17 protein-coding genes and 1 riboswitch are annotated in these 15,593 nt (G+C 72.5%); of the genes, 10 read left to right on the forward strand and 7 right to left on the reverse strand.

Annotated features, from left to right (window positions below; genetic code table 11):
* Positions 1-20 precede the first annotated feature (20 nt).
* Positions 21-602, reverse strand: a complete 582-nt coding sequence (locus AC507J_RS06520; RefSeq protein ID WP_496288145.1) for a sigma-70 family RNA polymerase sigma factor — start codon at positions 600-602, stop codon at positions 21-23.
* Between the two features lie 116 nt (positions 603-718).
* Here AC507J_RS06520 and AC507J_RS06525 point away from each other — a divergent pair, with 116 nt between their 5' ends.
* Together AC507J_RS06525 and AC507J_RS06530 are read left to right on the forward strand one after the other, a co-directional pair.
* Positions 719-1,546 carry an MEDS domain-containing protein gene (locus AC507J_RS06525; protein WP_496288146.1) on the forward strand — a complete coding sequence of 276 codons (828 nt, stop codon included), beginning with the start codon at positions 719-721 and terminating at the stop codon, positions 1,544-1,546.
* The gene (locus tag AC507J_RS06530) at positions 1,543-2,502 is read left to right on the forward strand and encodes an anti-sigma factor RsbA family regulatory protein (RefSeq protein ID WP_496288147.1); all 960 of its coding nucleotides are present in this window, start codon (positions 1,543-1,545) and stop codon (positions 2,500-2,502) included. The genes AC507J_RS06525 and AC507J_RS06530 overlap by 4 nt, the downstream gene beginning before the upstream one ends.
* 83 nt (positions 2,503-2,585) lie before the next feature.
* Here the strand turns inward: AC507J_RS06530 and AC507J_RS06535 are convergent, their stop codons facing one another.
* The 4 genes from AC507J_RS06535 to AC507J_RS06550 form a co-directional block, all read right to left on the reverse strand.
* Positions 2,586-2,759, reverse strand: coding sequence for a CsbD family protein (locus AC507J_RS06535; RefSeq protein WP_496288148.1), 174 nt, complete (start codon positions 2,757-2,759; stop codon positions 2,586-2,588).
* 78 nt (positions 2,760-2,837) lie between these two features.
* Positions 2,838-5,087 carry a heavy metal translocating P-type ATPase gene (locus AC507J_RS06540; protein WP_496288149.1) on the reverse strand — a complete coding sequence of 750 codons (2,250 nt, stop codon included), beginning with the start codon at positions 5,085-5,087 and terminating at the stop codon, positions 2,838-2,840.
* Positions 5,088-5,098: 11 nt separating this feature from the next.
* Positions 5,099-6,079, reverse strand: a complete 981-nt coding sequence (locus AC507J_RS06545; RefSeq protein WP_496288150.1) for a DUF8832 domain-containing protein — start codon at positions 6,077-6,079, stop codon at positions 5,099-5,101.
* Between the two features lie 14 nt (positions 6,080-6,093).
* On the reverse strand, positions 6,094-6,321 hold the full coding sequence (locus tag AC507J_RS06550) for a heavy-metal-associated domain-containing protein (RefSeq protein ID WP_496288151.1): 228 nt from the start codon (positions 6,319-6,321) through the stop codon (positions 6,094-6,096).
* A gap of 118 nt (positions 6,322-6,439) precedes the next feature.
* Between AC507J_RS06550 and AC507J_RS06555 the strand changes: the two genes are divergently transcribed.
* From AC507J_RS06555 to AC507J_RS06565, 3 genes are all read left to right on the forward strand, one after another.
* Positions 6,440-6,736, forward strand: coding sequence for a metal-sensitive transcriptional regulator (locus tag AC507J_RS06555; RefSeq protein ID WP_093408543.1), 297 nt, complete (start codon positions 6,440-6,442; stop codon positions 6,734-6,736).
* Positions 6,737-7,056: 320 nt separating this feature from the next.
* Complete coding sequence (locus AC507J_RS06560; RefSeq protein ID WP_496288152.1) at positions 7,057-8,421, forward strand: YibE/F family protein; 1,365 nt, start codon at positions 7,057-7,059, stop codon at positions 8,419-8,421.
* A 166-nt stretch (positions 8,422-8,587) separates the two neighbouring features.
* Positions 8,588-8,719: riboswitch (cyclic di-AMP (ydaO/yuaA leader) on the forward strand.
* A 3-nt stretch (positions 8,720-8,722) separates the two neighbouring features.
* Positions 8,723-9,739: a coiled-coil domain-containing protein gene (locus AC507J_RS06565; protein WP_496288153.1), complete on the forward strand. Its 1,017-nt coding sequence runs from the start codon at positions 8,723-8,725 to the stop codon at positions 9,737-9,739.
* Positions 9,740-9,842: 103 nt separating this feature from the next.
* Here AC507J_RS06565 and AC507J_RS06570 read toward each other — a convergent pair whose 3' ends face one another.
* Positions 9,843-10,532 carry a carbonic anhydrase gene (locus AC507J_RS06570; protein ID WP_496288154.1) on the reverse strand — a complete coding sequence of 230 codons (690 nt, stop codon included), beginning with the start codon at positions 10,530-10,532 and terminating at the stop codon, positions 9,843-9,845.
* A gap of 192 nt (positions 10,533-10,724) precedes the next feature.
* Here AC507J_RS06570 and AC507J_RS06575 point away from each other — a divergent pair, with 192 nt between their 5' ends.
* The 3 genes from AC507J_RS06575 (at position 10,725) to AC507J_RS06585 (ending at position 12,551) form a co-directional block, all read left to right on the forward strand.
* Positions 10,725-11,063, forward strand: coding sequence for a helix-turn-helix transcriptional regulator (locus AC507J_RS06575; RefSeq protein ID WP_496288155.1), 339 nt, complete (start codon positions 10,725-10,727; stop codon positions 11,061-11,063).
* A gap of 114 nt (positions 11,064-11,177) precedes the next feature.
* Positions 11,178-11,576 (forward strand): hypothetical protein, encoded by a 399-nt coding sequence (locus tag AC507J_RS06580; protein WP_496288156.1) that lies wholly within the window; start codon positions 11,178-11,180, stop codon positions 11,574-11,576.
* 189 nt (positions 11,577-11,765) lie between these two features.
* Positions 11,766-12,551 carry a hypothetical protein gene (locus AC507J_RS06585; RefSeq protein WP_496288157.1) on the forward strand — a complete coding sequence of 262 codons (786 nt, stop codon included), beginning with the start codon at positions 11,766-11,768 and terminating at the stop codon, positions 12,549-12,551.
* Here AC507J_RS06585 and AC507J_RS06590 read toward each other — a convergent pair.
* Complete coding sequence (locus tag AC507J_RS06590) at positions 12,514-13,740, reverse strand: MFS transporter (RefSeq protein ID WP_496288158.1); 1,227 nt, start codon at positions 13,738-13,740, stop codon at positions 12,514-12,516. The two genes, AC507J_RS06585 and AC507J_RS06590, sit on opposite strands and share 38 nt — an antisense overlap.
* Positions 13,741-13,832: 92 nt before the next feature.
* Here AC507J_RS06590 and AC507J_RS06595 point away from each other — a divergent pair, with 92 nt between their 5' ends.
* Together AC507J_RS06595 and AC507J_RS06600 are read left to right on the forward strand one after the other, a co-directional pair.
* Complete coding sequence (locus AC507J_RS06595; RefSeq protein ID WP_496288159.1) at positions 13,833-14,453, forward strand: CGNR zinc finger domain-containing protein; 621 nt, start codon at positions 13,833-13,835, stop codon at positions 14,451-14,453.
* A gap of 83 nt (positions 14,454-14,536) precedes the next feature.
* Positions 14,537-15,593 (forward strand): AI-2E family transporter (locus tag AC507J_RS06600; protein ID WP_496288160.1); only part of this gene is annotated, 1,057 nt, incomplete at its 3' end.

Raw genomic sequence — 15,593 nt, forward strand, 5'->3', positions numbered from 1 at the left:
TCACGTCGGGATACGAGGGGTCAGCCGGTCGCGCCGGGGCGGTCACGCCGGTGGTCGGGGGTGGCCGATCGCATCGCGGCGACCAGGTCCTCGCGCGCCCGGGCCACCCGCGACCGGATGGTGCCGACCGGCACGTCGCAGACCTGCGCGGCCTCGGCGTACGACAGGCCGAGCAACTGGGTGCTCACGAACGCCTCCCGACGTTCGGGGGCGAGGCCGTCGAGCAGACCGTGCAGCACCACCTGCTCGTCCACCCCGGCGCACACCCCGGCCGGCATCGCCTCGGCGGCGGCCTGCCAGTTGGTCAGGTTCGCCGTACGGGGCCGGCAGGTGGCTGCCCGCACCTGGTCCACCGCGACCCGCCGCGCGATGGCGAGCAGCCAGGTCCGCGCGGTGGAGCGGCCGGCGAACGACGGCAGTGCCCGCCAGGCGCGCAGATACGTCTCCTGGACCAGGTCGTCGACCTCCCGCACCCCGGGCAGATGCGCCAGGAACCGCCGCACGTCGTGCTGGGTCGCGCGGACGAACGCCGCCGCGGCGGCGTGGTCGCCCCGGCCCGCCGCGAGGGCGTACCCGGTGATGTCGTCGGTCACGGCTGTCATTGCCGTATTGGTCGGCCGACGCCCCGGATTGGTTCCCGGCGCGCCGGAAACTCGAAAGATCGGCTGACCAGCCACGACCGGTAAGCGGCATAGACTGCGGCGGTGGAGCAGGTGAGGTGACCGACACGTGGCGGTCGTACGGCCATCTGTGCTGGGCGTACGACGATCACCCGGCCGGGTTCGCGACCCGCGCGGAGGAGTTCCTGCGGGCCGGGCTGGTCGCCGGTGAACAGGTCTGGTATGTGGTCTCCGGCCCGCCCGAGCCGGTCCGGAACCGGCTGCTCGGGCTCGACGGCTTCAAGGAGGCGATGCGGAGCGGGGCCGCCGAGGTGCGCCCACTCTCCGGCGCGTACACCGACGTGACGGCGATCGACCCCGCCGATCAGGTGGCGATGTTCCAGGCGGCCACCCGGAAGGCGCTGGCCACCGGCTACACCGGGCTGCGGGTGGCCGCCACCTGCACCGACCTGGTCCGGACGCCCGGTCAACGGGACGTGTTCGCCCGCTATGAACACCAGGTCGACCGGATGATGCGCACCGAGGCGTTCCAGGCCATGTGCGGATACCACCGGCCGGAGCTGGGCGAGCGGGCGATCGCCGAGTTGGCCTGCCTGCACCCGGAGCACAACGTTGACGACCTGCTGTTCCAGCTCTACGCCGCCCCGCCGCAGGAGGGTCAGGCGGCGCTGGCCGGCGAACTCGACCCGTCCACGCACGATCTGCTCCGCACCACGCTGGACCGCGCGGACCTGCGGCCGGTCGGCGGCGAACTGGTCCTGGACGCCAGCCGGCTCCGCTTCGCGGATCACCGGACGCTGCTGCGGCTGGCCGAGTACGCCCGGGAGCGCGCGACCGTCCTCGTGCTGCGCGCCGCCAGCCCCGGCCTGGCGCGGCTCGCCGCCCTGCTGGAGCTGCCGACGCTGCGGGTGGAGGTGATCCGGTGAGGACCGGGCCCGCCGCCGGGCGCACCGGCTACCACCACGAAGCCCTCTGCTACGGCTCCGACGAGGAAATGCTTGCGGTCGTGCTGCCGTTCCTGCTCGGCGGGGTCGAAGCGGGTGAGCCCACCTTCGTGGCGTTCGGCGAGCGCACCGCTGGGCTGGTCCGCTCCGCCCTGCCCGCCGACGCGAAGGTCGAGTTCCTGACCGGTGGCGACATCTACGCCCGGCCCGCCGTCGCCATCCGGACCTACCGCCGGCTCCTCGCCGACCTGACGGCGGACGGGGCGACCCAGATCCGGATCATCGGGGAGGTTCCCCGGATCGCCCTCGGTCCCACCTGGGACTGGTGGGCGCGCTACGAGGCGGCCATCAACCGGGCGTACGACGACTGGCCACTGTGGAGCATGTGCGCGTACGACACCCGGATCACGCCGGAGGCGGTGCGGGCCGACGTCTGCGTCACCCACCCGTACCTCGTGACGCCCGACGGCCGGTGCCTGCCCAACCCCGACTATCTGCTGCCCGAGATGTTCCTGCGCCAGCAGCGGCCCGTACCACCCGACCCGATCCAGGCGTCCCCGCCGCTTGTCGAGTTGATCAACCCGACCGCCGGCCAGGCCCGGGCGGCGGTACAACAGGCCAGCCATGGACTGCTGCAGCAGGACGAGTTCGACGACTTTATGGTCGCCGTGAGCGAGATCGTGACCAACGGGCTACGGCACGGCCGACCGCCGGTCCGGCTGCGACTCTGGGTGGGTACGGACCGCGTGGTGGCCACGGTCAGCGACAGCGGCCCCGGACCGGACGACCCGTACGCGGGGCTGCTTCCGTCCGGTGCCGGCGAGGTGGGCGGGCTGGGTCTCTGGATCACCCACCAGTCGTGCAACCACGTCACCCACTACCAGGACGCGGACGGCTTCACGTTGCGACTCACCGCCGGCCGGCCAACCGCCGGATAGCGGCGGCGGCAGCGCACCGGACCCGGTGCAGACGCGACCGCCGGGCCGGCGGTCGCCGGCCCGGCGGTTGGTCGATCGTCCGATCAGCTCCGGAACGCGTCCTTGATCTTCTCGCCGGCCTGCTTGAGGCTGGACCGCGACTGGTCGGCACGCCCCTCGGCCTCCAGCCGCTCGTTGTCCGTGACGCGGCCGACGCCCTCCTTGACCTTGCCGGCGGTGTTCTCGGTGCTGTTGTTGAACTTGTCCTCGACACCCATGTCAGCCTCCCAGGATCTGCGTCTCAGTGGTACATCAGGACAGGTACCCCAGCCGGCCGCAGGTCAATCACCCACGGCTCAGGTGACCGGGCGGAACCGGCGCAGCCGGAGGCTGTTGGCCACCACGAAGACCGAGGAGAAGGCCATCGCCGCACCGGCGATCATCGGATTGAGCAGACCCGCGGCGGCCAGCGGCAGCGCCGCGACGTTGTACGCGAACGCCCAGAACAGGTTGCCCTTGATGGTGCCCAGGGTGCGGCGGGCCAGTCGGATGGCGTCCACGGCGGCCAGCAGGTCGTCGCGGACCAGGGTGAGGTCGGCGGCCTCGATCGCCACATCCGTACCGGTACCCATGGCCAGCCCGAGATCGGCCTGGGCGAGCGCGGCGGCGTCGTTGACCCCGTCGCCGACCATCGCCACCACACGGCCCTCGGCCTGGAGGCGGGCGACCACCTCGACCTTCTCCGCCGGCAACACCTCCGCGATCACCTCGTCGATGCCGACCTCGGCGGCCACCGTCCGGGCGACGGTGGCGTTGTCGCCGGTGAGCAGCACCGGGGTCAGACCGAGGGCGCGCAGCCGCCGCACCGCCTCCCGGCTGGTCGGCTTGACCTGGTCGGCCACGGCGAGCAGGCCGCGCGCCCGGCCGTCCCAACCGACAAGCACCGCCGTACGTCCCGCCGCCTCCGCGTCGGCCGTTGCCCGGGCCAGCTCGTCCGGTACCGCCAGTCCCCGGTCGCGCAGCAGCCGGGGCCGACCCGCCAGCACCTGGCGACCGTCGACCGTGCCGGTCACGCCGAGCCCTTCGACGTTTGCGAAGCCGGTGACCGAGGGGAGTTGACCAGCTTCGGTGGCACCGGCCACGATCGCCCGCGCCACCGGGTGTTCCGAGCCGGACTCCAGGGCGGCGGCCAGCCGTAGCACCTCGGCGGGCTGCTCGCCCGCGCCGGGCGTCACGTCGAGCAGGGTCATCCGCCCGGTGGTGACCGTGCCGGTCTTGTCCAGCACCACGGTGTCCACCCGTTTCGTGGACTCCAACGCCGCCGGCCCCTTGATCAGGATGCCGAACTGGGCGCCCCGCCCGGTGCCGACCAGCAGCGCAGTGGGCGTGGCCAGGCCGAGGGCGCAGGGGCAGGCGATGATCAGGACGGCCACCGCCGCGGTGAACGCGGCGCCCGGCCCGCCACCGGCCCCCAGCCACCAGCCCAGGGTGGCGGCGGCCAGCGCGATCACGATCGGTACGAAGATCCCCGAGATGCGGTCGGCGAGCCGCTGCACGGCTGCCTTGCCGGTCTGCGCCTGCTCGACCAACCGGGCCATCTGTGCCAGCTGGGTGTCGGCGCCGACCCGGGTGGCGGTGACCACCAGCCGACCACCGGCGTTGACGCAGCCGCCGACCACCGGGTCACCCACGCCGACCTCGACCGGCACCGACTCGCCGGTCACCATGCTCGCGTCAACCGCCGAGCTGCCCTCCGCCACCGTCCCGTCGGTGGCGATCTTCTCGCCGGGACGGACCAGGAAGGTGTCCCCCACCACGAGCTGGTCGACCGGGATCCGGGCCTCCACCCCGTCGCGCAGCACGGAGACGTCCTTGGCCCCGAGTTCCAGCAGCGCCCGCAGCGCCGCCCCGGCGGTCCGCTTCGCGCGGGCCTCGAAGTAGCGCCCGGCGAGGATGAAGGTGGTCACCCCGGCCGCCGCCTCCAGGTAGATGTTGCCGGCGCCGTCGGTACGACCGATGTCGAAGCTGAACGGGTGGGTCATGCCCGGCGTACCGGCGGTGCCGAGGAAGAGCGCCCACAGCGACCAGCCGAAGGCGGCAAGCGTGCCCACCGAGACCAGGGTGTCCATGGTCGCGGCGCCGTGCCGCAGGTTGACCAGCGCGGCCCGGTGGAACGGCAGCCCGCCGTAGGCCACGACCGGTGCGGCAAGCGTCAGCGACAGCCACTGCCAGTAGGTGAACTGCCAGGCCGGCACCATGGCCAGCGCGATCACCGGCACGGTCAACACCACCGACACCCAGAGCCGGGTACGCAGGCTCCGCAGCTCGTCCGCCGGTTCGGCGGCCTCCGGCCCGGTGGTGCCGGGCGGCGGTGGCAGCGTCGCCCGGTAGCCGGTCTTCTCCACCGTGGCGATCAGGTCGTCCGGCGTGACCGGCGCGTCGTAGGAGACGGTGGCCTTCTCGGTGGCGTAGTTGACGGTGGCCTGTACGCCGTCCATCCGGTTCAGCTTCTTCTCGATCCGGGCGGCGCAGGAGGCACAGGTCATGCCGCCGATGGCGAGCTCGATCAGGTTCGTCGCCGCCGGCAGCGGTCTGCTCGTGGTCATCGCTGGTCCGATCAGTCGTGCTCGTGTCCGGGTGCGCCGTGCCCATCGTCGGGCGCGGCGCTCTGCGGTGCGGGCAGCTCACCCGGATCGCCGACGTGCACCGTGAACTCGGCGGTGCGTACCACCCCGCCGTGCTGGAAGTCGAGGTAGAGCCGGTACGCCCCGGCCGAGGGGAACTCGGTGGCGAAGCTGACCTGTGGACCGGGCGGCGTCCGGCCGTCGCCCGGAGTCCCCTCCGGATGGACGTGCAGGTACGCGAGATCGCCCCGGCGCAGGGCCACCAGGTGGCCGTACGCACCCAGGTAGGGCTCCAGGTCGCCGACCGGTACGCCGTCGCGGCTGACGGTAAGCGTCAGCGTCGTGCTGCGGCCGGGCTGTGGCGTGCCGTCGAGGTCGACGGTGTAGCCGTCGACCGTGGTGCTGCTCGCCGGGGCGGGCAGCGGCACCTCGGCCAGCCCACCCGGGACGGTGACGTCGACGCCGAGCGTCAACGGCTCGCCGCCGGTCGGGGTGAAGTCGGCGAACGCCCGCCACACTCCCGGGCCATCAAGCGGCGAGGCGACCCGCCAGGTGCCGTCGGGTGACATCTCCGGGTGCACGTGCCGGAAGCCGGAGAGGTCGCGCCGGGCGACGATCAGGTGCATCCGCTTGTCGTGGCTGACGTCGTACCCGGTGACCGGCTGGCCGTCGGGTCCGACGATCCGGAAGGCGAACTCGCCCGTCGGCGCCGCCACCGGCGTCAGGGTGTGGCCCCGGTCGGAGACGAGCAGCCCACCGGGCAGGTGGTCGCCGCCCGCTGCCGGCTCGTGGCCGGCGCTGCCCTGGTCGTGACCGGGCGCGGCGGAACCGTCGGCGGAGTGGCCGCCGTCCGCCTCGTGGCCGGCGGTGACCACCGGGGCGACGGGGCCGGCCAGCTGACCGGCTCCGTACGCCGCGCCGAACACCAACGCGACGCCGAGCGCGAAGCCGCCCAGCTTGGTCGCCGTGTTCATCGGGACACCCTGGCCTACCGCCGCTGGTCGGCGCCGCCGCCGACCAGCTCGTATCCGGCCTCGTCGACGGCCGCGCGGACCACGTCGTCGTCCAGCGGCTGCTCGCTGCTGACGGTGACCCGACCGGCGGCGAGATCGACCTGCACCTCGTTGACGCCGGGAAGCGCACCGACCTCGGCGCTTACCGCGTTGACGCAGTGCCCGCAGGTCATGCCCTGCACCTGGTACGTCGTGGTGACCATGGAACTCTCCTCTCCACGCCCGACCAGGGGTGGACCGGGCGACCCGTCCAAATACCCGCCGGGGGTATCCGTCCCGTCGACCGTAACATACCCCCAGGGGGTACGTTATGCTGGCCGCATGAGCACTCCTGCGCCGATCCGCGGCTACACCGCCAGCAAGGACCAGCTGCTCGCCCGGCTGCGCCGCGTCGAGGGCCAGGTCCGTGGCATCGAGAAGATGGTCGACGAGGACCGCTACTGCATCGACGTGCTCACCCAGATCTCCGCCATCCAGGCCGCGCTGGACAAGGTCGCCCTCGGCCTGCTCGACGGGCACGCCCGGCACTGCATGCACGAGGGTGCCGCCGAGGGGCGCGCCGACGAGATGGCCACCGAGATGATGGCCGCCGTCGGCCGCCTGATGAAGCGCGGCTGACCAGCCGACACCACCTCAGGCCCCGGCGCGCCACGAACCGCCGACAAACCCTCGCGACAGGCGTTCGGATGCCGGGCTGGCTACCATTCGCTCACGATGCCCAGCCGACATCCGTGTCCCGCGGCCCGCGCCCGCCCCCGGGCGTCCGCCTCCCCCGCCGCACCGCGGCGGCCGTCGAGAGCCGGCCCGGACATCACGGTACGCAGCCACTTCACCACGCTCCGGCAACCCGTGCCGCGCCGCGCGACGGCGGTGCGAAGGCACTGAACCGACCCGGCCGCCGGCACGTACTCCGCCCTGGAATCGTTGGGAGACATTGAATGGGCGCCGACCACACCCGTTCCGCTCCGCCCACCCCGCCCGGGGTGCGGCGGATCCTCATCGTGACGGTGGTCCCCCTCTTTCTCGTCACCCTGATCGCCGCCCTGGTGCTCTGGCCCAGGGACGCCCCCCGGCCGGAGGCCGCCGACGACACCCCCCGCTACCACGGCACGGTCACCCGGGTGGTGACCGAGACCTGTCCGCCCAACCCGGCGGTCCCGGAGGGCACGCCGACGGCGGCGGCCGGTCCGTGCGGCACCGTCACCGTCCAGGTGCAGGACGGCCCCGACGCGGGCCAGGAGGTGCAGACGCCCATCCCGGACGGGCCGGGGGCACCCCGGGTCAGCACCGGCGACGAGATCATCCTGGTCGCGCTCTTCGACCCGGAGGATCCGTCGATCAGTACGTACAACATCGCCGAGCACCAGCGGGGCACGCCGCTGATCTGGCTGGCGGTGCTCTTCGCCGCCGCCATCGTGGCCTTCGGACGGCTGCGCGGCCTGGCCGCCCTGGCCGGCCTGGCCGCCAGCTTCGCCATCCTGCTGACCTTCGTGCTCCCCGGCATCAGCGCGGGCAGTCCGCCGCTACTGGTCGCCATCGTCGGCTCAGCGTTGATCATGTTCGTGGTGCTGTACGTGACCCACGGCATCTCCGCGCAGACCTCGGTTGCCGTGCTGGGCACCCTGGGCAGCCTGGTGCTCACCGGGCTGCTCGGCCTGGCCGCGACCAGAGCCACCCACCTGACCGGCTTCGGCAGCGAGGACGCCACCACGCTCTCCATGTTCCGGGCCGACGTCGACCTGCACGGCCTGCTGCTGGCCGGCATCATCATCGGATCACTGGGCGTGCTCGACGACGTCACGGTCACCCAGGCCGCCGCGGTCACCGAGTTGCGGCACGCCAACCCGAACTTCTCCCGCCGCGAGCTGTACCGCTCGGCGACCCGGGTGGGGCGGGCACACATCGCCTCCGTGGTCAACACCATCATCCTGGCGTACGCCGGAGCGTCGCTGCCGCTGCTGCTTCTGCTCACCGCCGACTCCCGCGCCCTCGGGCAGATCGTGACGAGCGAGTTCCTCGCCCAGGAGATCGTCCGCAGCGTGGTGGCCACGCTCGGGCTGATCGCCGCCGTGCCGCTCACCACCGCCCTGGCTGCGCTGGTGACCACGGCCGGACAGCAGCGCGGCAGGGTCGGCGGCGACCCCGGCGGCCCGGACGACGATGACACCTCCACGGTTTCCCGGCCGGCGACGGACCGGGCCGAGGCGCTGCACGCCCTCAGCACACCGCGTACCCGCAACACGCCCACCGCCACCCCGCCGGGGTGGCCCGACCCGGACAGGAGCACGGACACCACATGGTGACACTCCTCAACGTGACCGCCTCGGCCGGCACGGCCAGCACGAGTGTCGCTGGTCACTCACCGCGATTACGAAATGACGCATCTGGCCCGGTTCGGGGTGTAGAAGCCCGGATCGACTCTCGGGTAACCTCACTGCCGGTCACCGCCGAAGGCGTACCCCAGCGCCTGCGGTGCCGCCGCCCAATCGCCACCAGGCGAACCGGGGACCCAGGTACGTGGGGTGAATCCGCGACTGCGGTAGGGGCCGCTTCCGTCCCGAACCCGTCAGCTAACCCGGTCGGCGGTCGATGGAAGGGAAAACAGTGACGGCACCCCTACGCCGCTGGTTGACACCCGTGGTGGCCGTGTGCGCCGCGTTCGCCGTGTTCGCGGGGCCGATGCCTGCGACGGCCGCGCCGAAGCCACCCGCACCGGCGGAGCACGACGACGACCCGCCGATGCTCAACGACCTGATCGAGGCGACGAACCGGGACTTCACCAAGGCCAAGGCGAAGCTCGAAAAGTCCAAGAAGAAGCAGCTCGAACTCGCGGTGGAGGTCCGCCGCGCCCAGGCTGCCCTGGACGAACTCTCCCCGCAGGTCGCGGAGATCGCGACGCAGTCGTACCGGACCGGTCGGGTGGGCGCGATCGGCATGCTGTTGCAGAGCAACGCCCCTGGCTCGTTCATCGACCGGGCCTCCGCGCTCGACGAGTTGAACCTGGTCAACGACAAGAAGCTGGCCGAGGTCAACGCGGTGAAGCTGCGCGCCGAGACGGCAAAGCTCGCGCTCGACGCCGAGGTACGCGAGCAGCGGAAGCTGACAAACGACATGGCCCGCAAGAAGACCGAGGCAGAGAAGTCGCTCCGGCTGGTCGGTGGCGAGGGCCTCACCGGCGGCCTGGTGGCCGCCACCTCCCCGGTCGCCCGGATCGCACCGAACCGGGCCGCGGACGGCGGCTGGAAGCCCGAGTCGTGCAACCAGAACGACCCGACCACGTCGGGCTGCATCACGCCCCGGACGCTGCACATGTACAAGGAGGTCAAGCGGGCCGGTTTCGACCGGTTCGTCGGCTGCTGGCGCCCCGGTGACAAGTTCGAGCACCCCAAGGGCCGGGCCTGCGACTGGTCGTTGCAGAACAGCGGCTTCGCGCCGTGGCACAACAACGACACCCGGATCTACGGCAACAACCTGGCGGCCTTCCTGGTCCGCAACGCCGACCGGCTGGGCATCTACTACGTGATCTGGAACCGGCAGATCTGGTTCGCGGCGACGGAGCGCTGGAGTTCCTACAGCGGCCCGTCCAACCACACCGACCACGTACACGTGTCACTGCTCTGAGCGCACCCGGAAGCGACAACCGAGGGCCGTTCCGCCAGCTGGCGGAACGGCCCTCGGCGTCAGTCAGGCGGCCCGGAACGGCCCTCGGCGTCGGTCCGGCGGCTCAGGCGGGCGCACCGGCCAGCTCGGCCGGCCGCGCGGTGACCGCCCGCACCTCACCGGCGGCCAGCCGGTACGACATGCCCACCACCGCGCACCCGCCAGCGGCCACCTCGGCGGCGAGCGCCTCGGAGGACTCCAGCATCGCCTCCACGGTCTGCGCGATGTGGATGTCCACGATCCCGTCCAGTTCCTCGATCCCCGCCTCGCGGGCCCGACGCAGGCTGGGCACCACCGCGTCCACCACGGCTCCGAGGTGACCCGGCGGAGGCGTGCCGGTGGCCACCGACGCGCGGGCCGCCTGCACGGCGCCGCACGAGTCGTGCCCGAGCACCACCACCAACGGCGTACGCAGCACGGTCACCGCGTACTCGACGCTGCCCAGCACCTCGGGCCCGACCGTGTGCCCGGCGGTCCGGACCACGAAGAGGTCGCCCAGCCCACGATCGAAGATGATCTCGGCAGCGAGCCGGGAGTCGGAGCAGCCCACGATCACCGCGAAGGGGTGCTGTTCCGCCGCGACGGCGGCCCGGTGGCTGGCGTTCTGGTTGGGATGCCGGAGCGCGTCGGTGACGAACCGGCGGTTACCGGCGATCAATTCGGCAAGCGCGCGCTCCGGGGCACCCGGTACGTCGGCCGTGAGGAACTCCCGCTCCGGTCCTCGCTGCTCGCTTATCGATCCGGGTCGACTCATCCGGCGTCACCTCGTCTCTCGGTGTAATGCCTGGTCATCCCGGCCGACACTGGTCACGGGCCGCCACCACCGTCACACGCACCGCAAAGCTACGTCAAGCTATGCGTGATATGCATTTCAGGTATCCCGCAACGCTTGCCAACGGCGGGACAGCAGGGCACAGCAGGCTGCGCCCGGAGCGGCGGACATACGATGGCCAGCATGGCGACCACAGGCGAACGGGAAAGTGCCCGAAACTGGACTTTCCTCACGAATCACGCCCACGTACTGCTCGCCATCGCCCGCAACCCGACCGCCCGGCTGCGCGAGGTGGCAGTCGAGGTGGGGGTCACCGAGCGGGCCGCCCAGGCCATCGTCGCCGACCTGGAGGCGGGCGGCTACCTGCGGCGCACCCGGGTCGGCCGGCGCAACGAGTACACCCTCAACCCGGCCGGCCGGTTCCGCCACCCGGCCGAGGCCGACCGCCAGGTCGGTGACCTGCTGGCGCTGTTCACGAACGAACCGGTGAGCGGCACCGCCGAGCACCGGTGAGCCCTCCCCTGGCCGGCACGTCCTGACCGTCCATCCTGGACGAAGTGGTGTGCTTCACGATCCGCGTACCGCGTTGGCACTGCGATCTCGGGGACAGAGCGATAGGTTGGACGCGTGCCGTCTCCCGCGTTCGCCCGTCCGATGTGGCCGGCGACGCTGCGCGCGCTGCGGGAGCTGACCCGCCTCGCGCTTGCGGCCCTCGTGCTCGTCGTCGGCTTCGGCGGGGCAGTCGCGGCCGGCCTCCCAGGTCAGCCCGCAGCCCTCGATCTTCCGGCCCGGCCGGCCGCCGCCACGGTCGCGGCTCGACCGGTTGTCGAGCCCGGCCAGGCGACCGACGAGGCAGCGACCCGGCAGGAGCGGATCACGGCGCAGGAGCCGGCGACCGGCCCGGCCCGAGCCGACCTCGCCGACGCCCGCCCCGCCCCGGCCCCCGCCGTCCCGGCCGACCTCGCCGGCCCGCGTGTCGCCGCCGGTGCGGGCGAGCCGACGCGACGCGGTCCACCCGCCGCCTGACCGACGGCCCCGGACCGCTTCGCCGTCCGCCGCGGTTTCACCCGCCGCTCGTCCCCGGGCGTTCGACCCGCCGATGCCGGTCGGACCCGGCGATCACCGGCGCGATCCCGCGATCTCCGGCAGCGGACCAGCCGTCAGACACCAGTCCCGCCCAGTCGACGACCCTCCTTCGACCGCGAGGTGTTGATGATGCGAACCGCTCTCTCCTCCGTACTGCTCGATGTTCCCCGCGCCGCCGCGATCTGGCTGAGCCTGCTGGGCGTGCTGACGCTCGCCGTCGGCGGGCTGCTACTGCGTCCCCGGCGTCTCCGCTTCGACGCCGGTGCCCGGATTCTCGACGCCGCCCTGCCCACCCCCGACGAGCACGCCGACCGGCAGCGCGACCAGGATCGCTGGACCGGGGAGGTGGCCGTCGCCGCCGAACGGGCCGAGGCGACGGCACGCCGCCGGCGCGACGAATGGGTCGCCGCGCAGGACGAGGCCGAGCGGTCCTGGCAGGCGTACGAGGCGGCGGAGGCGAACGTCCGCCGGCTGTCGGACGCCGCCGCCATGCCCCTGCCGCAGACCCCACGCACCCCCGCCGAGTACGCCGACCGTGAGCGCTGGCTGCACCGGGCGGCGCTGGACGCGTACTGGCTGCGGGAGCTGTCGGTGGAACAGCTCAGCGACGTCTTCGCGCACCGCGGTTGGGATCCCCGGCTGCACCCGGTCGAGCAGGAGTTGCGGCTGCGCCGGGCGGTACGCGACCACCTCTTCGCCCGACAGCGGGCGGCCCGGGAACAGGAGCAGGCGGCCTGGCGGGCCGCGGAGCTGGCCGGCGCGGCGGCGCACAGCCTCCGCGAGGAGATGATCGCCGCGCTGCTCCCGCCGATCGAGGAGCGCGAGTCGGTGCTGCCGCTGGTCGGGCTCGGCGACACCGAGCAGACCCGCGACCTCCCTACCGTGGTCGTCGGCCGGGCACCGGTGCCCGCCTAGCAGGTTGTCGCTGAACGTCGTCGACACTGCCGGCGGGCCGCCCGGCGGCGGGAGGGATGAATCGCTCCCCGAGGGCCAGCAGCAGAGCGACGCTGCCCAGTAGGGCGCCGATCAGCATCGTGCTGCGTACGCCGTGACGCTCCAGGCCGATCCCACCGACCAGGGCACCGGCGGTGATGCCCACGTTGACGGCGGCGGACAGCGTGGCCGCGGCCAGGTCGGACCGTCCGGGCGCCACCTGGAGGACGAGACCGCCGAGCGTCGCGGTGAACGCGGCGAACGCCAGCCCGCTCAGCGCGAGCAGGACGACGGAGGCGGCAGGCCGGTGCCCCAGGGCGTACAGCCCGAGCAGCGACACCGATTGCAGCGTGACGACCGCGCACAGGGCGAGCCAGGGGCTGCGGTCCACCACCGCGGTGACGGCGAGGATCCCGAGCACGCTGGCGATGCCGCGGGCCAGCAGGATGGCCCCGACCGACGAGACGGCGAACCCGCTGACCTCGGTGACGAAGACAGCGACATAGGTGTACGCGGCGATGGCACCGCCGGTGGTCAGGACGGCGACGGCGACCAGCAGCCAGAAGCGGCGGGCGTCGGGTGCCGCGCCCCGGGCGGCATGCCCCTCATCGGGCCGGGCCGAGGGCAGCAACGAGGCCACCGTCACGAGCACGATCGCGCCGAGCCCGGCCACCGCCAGGTACGAGATCCGCCAGCCGGCGCGCTCGCCGAGCCAGGTGCCCGCCGGCACGCCCAGCAGCAGAGCGATGTTGCCGCCAGCGAACACGATGGCCACCACTCGCCCGCGCAGCTCGGGTCGGAACAGTTCGGCCGCAGCCGGTACGACCACCGCCCAGAACAACGCGTGGGTCGCCGCCGTCACCACCCTGGCCGCCAGCACGAGCGGGAAGGTGCTCGCGAAGGCAGTGACCGCGGTGCTCACGACGAAACCGGCAAGCAGCGCCGACAAGAGTGGGCGGCGAGGCATCCTCCTGGTCAGCGCCGTCAACGGGACCGAGGCGACGACCACCACCGCGCCGTACGCGGTGACGAGCATGCCCACCTGAGCCGGCGAGACGGCGAGGTCCGTAGCCATCGTGAGCAGCAGCCCTACCGGCAGCGCCTCCGCCGTGGTGTAGAGAAACGTGCCGCCGGACAAGCCGACCAACGCCGCCACAGCCCGCCCGCGCATCATCCGGACTCCTCGTTACCAGCTAAACAAGTTACGGTGGAAACATGCTAGACAGCCCAAGCCGGCGCGGGCAACTGGTAAAGTCGGTTTCGATGGAAACAGCAGGTGACGTCACGCGGATGCGCCTGGTGGGCGGCAATCTCGCGCTGGACCTCATCAACACCCGGAGCGGTCCGCCGGACGGACCGCCGGACGACGACGTGTTGACGAGCTATACCGAGCTGGTCGCGTGGGGCGTCTACGCCGGCACCCTGACCGACACGGAGGCGGTGGCGTTGCACGCGCTGTCGCGTGACGATCCGAGCGGCGCACACGCCGCCTTCGCGCAGGCGTTGCGCACCCGCGACCACCTCGATGAGATATTCCGGCCGTTGGCCGCCGGCCGCTCCCCGAACACCCGGGCGCTGGACCGGTTGCGCGATGACGCGGCGGAATCGCTCGCCCACGCACAACTCGAAGGTGACGGCAGGTTCGCCTGGACCTGGCGGCACGACCGGACCTTCGCGCGGCCACTGAGGCCGGTGGCGCACGCCGCCGTTGACCTGCTCACCACCGGGACGTTGAACCGGATCAAGGCATGCGCAGGATGCCGCTTCATCTACCACGATGAGAGCAAGAACCGCAGTCGGCGCTGGTGCAGCATGGACGACTGCGGTGCCGCAGAGAAGATGCGGCGCTATGTCGCCGCCCGACGGACGCGGGCGACCCGCTGAGGGCTGACCGGCTCGATCGGGCCGGATCGGTGTCGGCGGGCCGCAGGACGGGTACCGACCTCGCCGACACGAGGAGGACCACCATGGTCGCAACGCGTGCCGGGCGTACGCCCGAGGACAGGCCGGACCGGGGCGCCGGACCACGACAGACCTGGGCGGCGCTGCCGTGGCTGGTCCGCACCGCGGTGGTGTGGAGCGCCTGCCTGGTGGTGATCTCCGCCGGCTTCTACCTGCTGGCCCGGATCACCATGCTGATCACCCCGCTGGCCATCGCGGTGGCCGCCACCCTGTTCCTCGCCGCCCTGCTCGACCCGGTGCAGCTGGCGCTGCGCCGACTGCGACTGCCCCCCGCGCTGGCTGCCCTGCTCACCGTGCTGCTGCTGCTCGGCATCCTAGGCGGCGTCGGGGTGCTGGTCTGGAACCTGACCGCGAACCAGTTCAGCGAGCTGGCCGACGAGCTGCGCCAGGGCCTGGGACGCACCCGCGACCTGATCACCTCCACGCTGCCGGTCACCAACGAGCAGCTCGACGGGCTGCTCAACCAACTGCGTCAGGCCGCCACCTCGCAGGAGGTCGACCCGGTCTCCAGCGCCCGCACCGTCGCGGAGGTGTTCGGCTCCGCGTTGCTCGCCCTGGTGCTGCTCTTCTTCCTACTCAAGGATGGCCGGGAGATGTGGCACTGGGCGCTGGGCCGGATGGCCGGGCGGAACCGGGAGATCGCCGCCGAGGCCGGTCGGGTCGGCTGGCGGACCCTCGGCTCGTACAGCCGGGGCACCATGCTGATCGCGGCGATCGACGCGATCGGGATCGGCCTGGCCCTGGTCCTGCTCGGCGTGCCGCTGGCGTTCCCCCTCGCGTTGATCACCTTCATCGGCGGATTCGTACCGATCATCGGCGCCACCGTGGCCGGCGCGGTCGCCGTGCTGGTGGCGCTGGCCGCCGACGGCCCGACCACCGCCCTGCTCACCCTGGCGGCGGTGATCGCCGTCCAGCAGATCGAGGGCAACCTGCTGGAACCACTTGTCATGAAGCGTCAGGTACGACTGCATCCGGTGGTGATCCTGGTCGCGGTGACCGCCGGCACCCTGATCGCCGGCATCGCCGGCGCCTTCGTCGCCGTCCCGATCGCCGCCGTCGCCT

The organism is Micromonospora sp. PRAS1 (assembly GCF_059553435.1).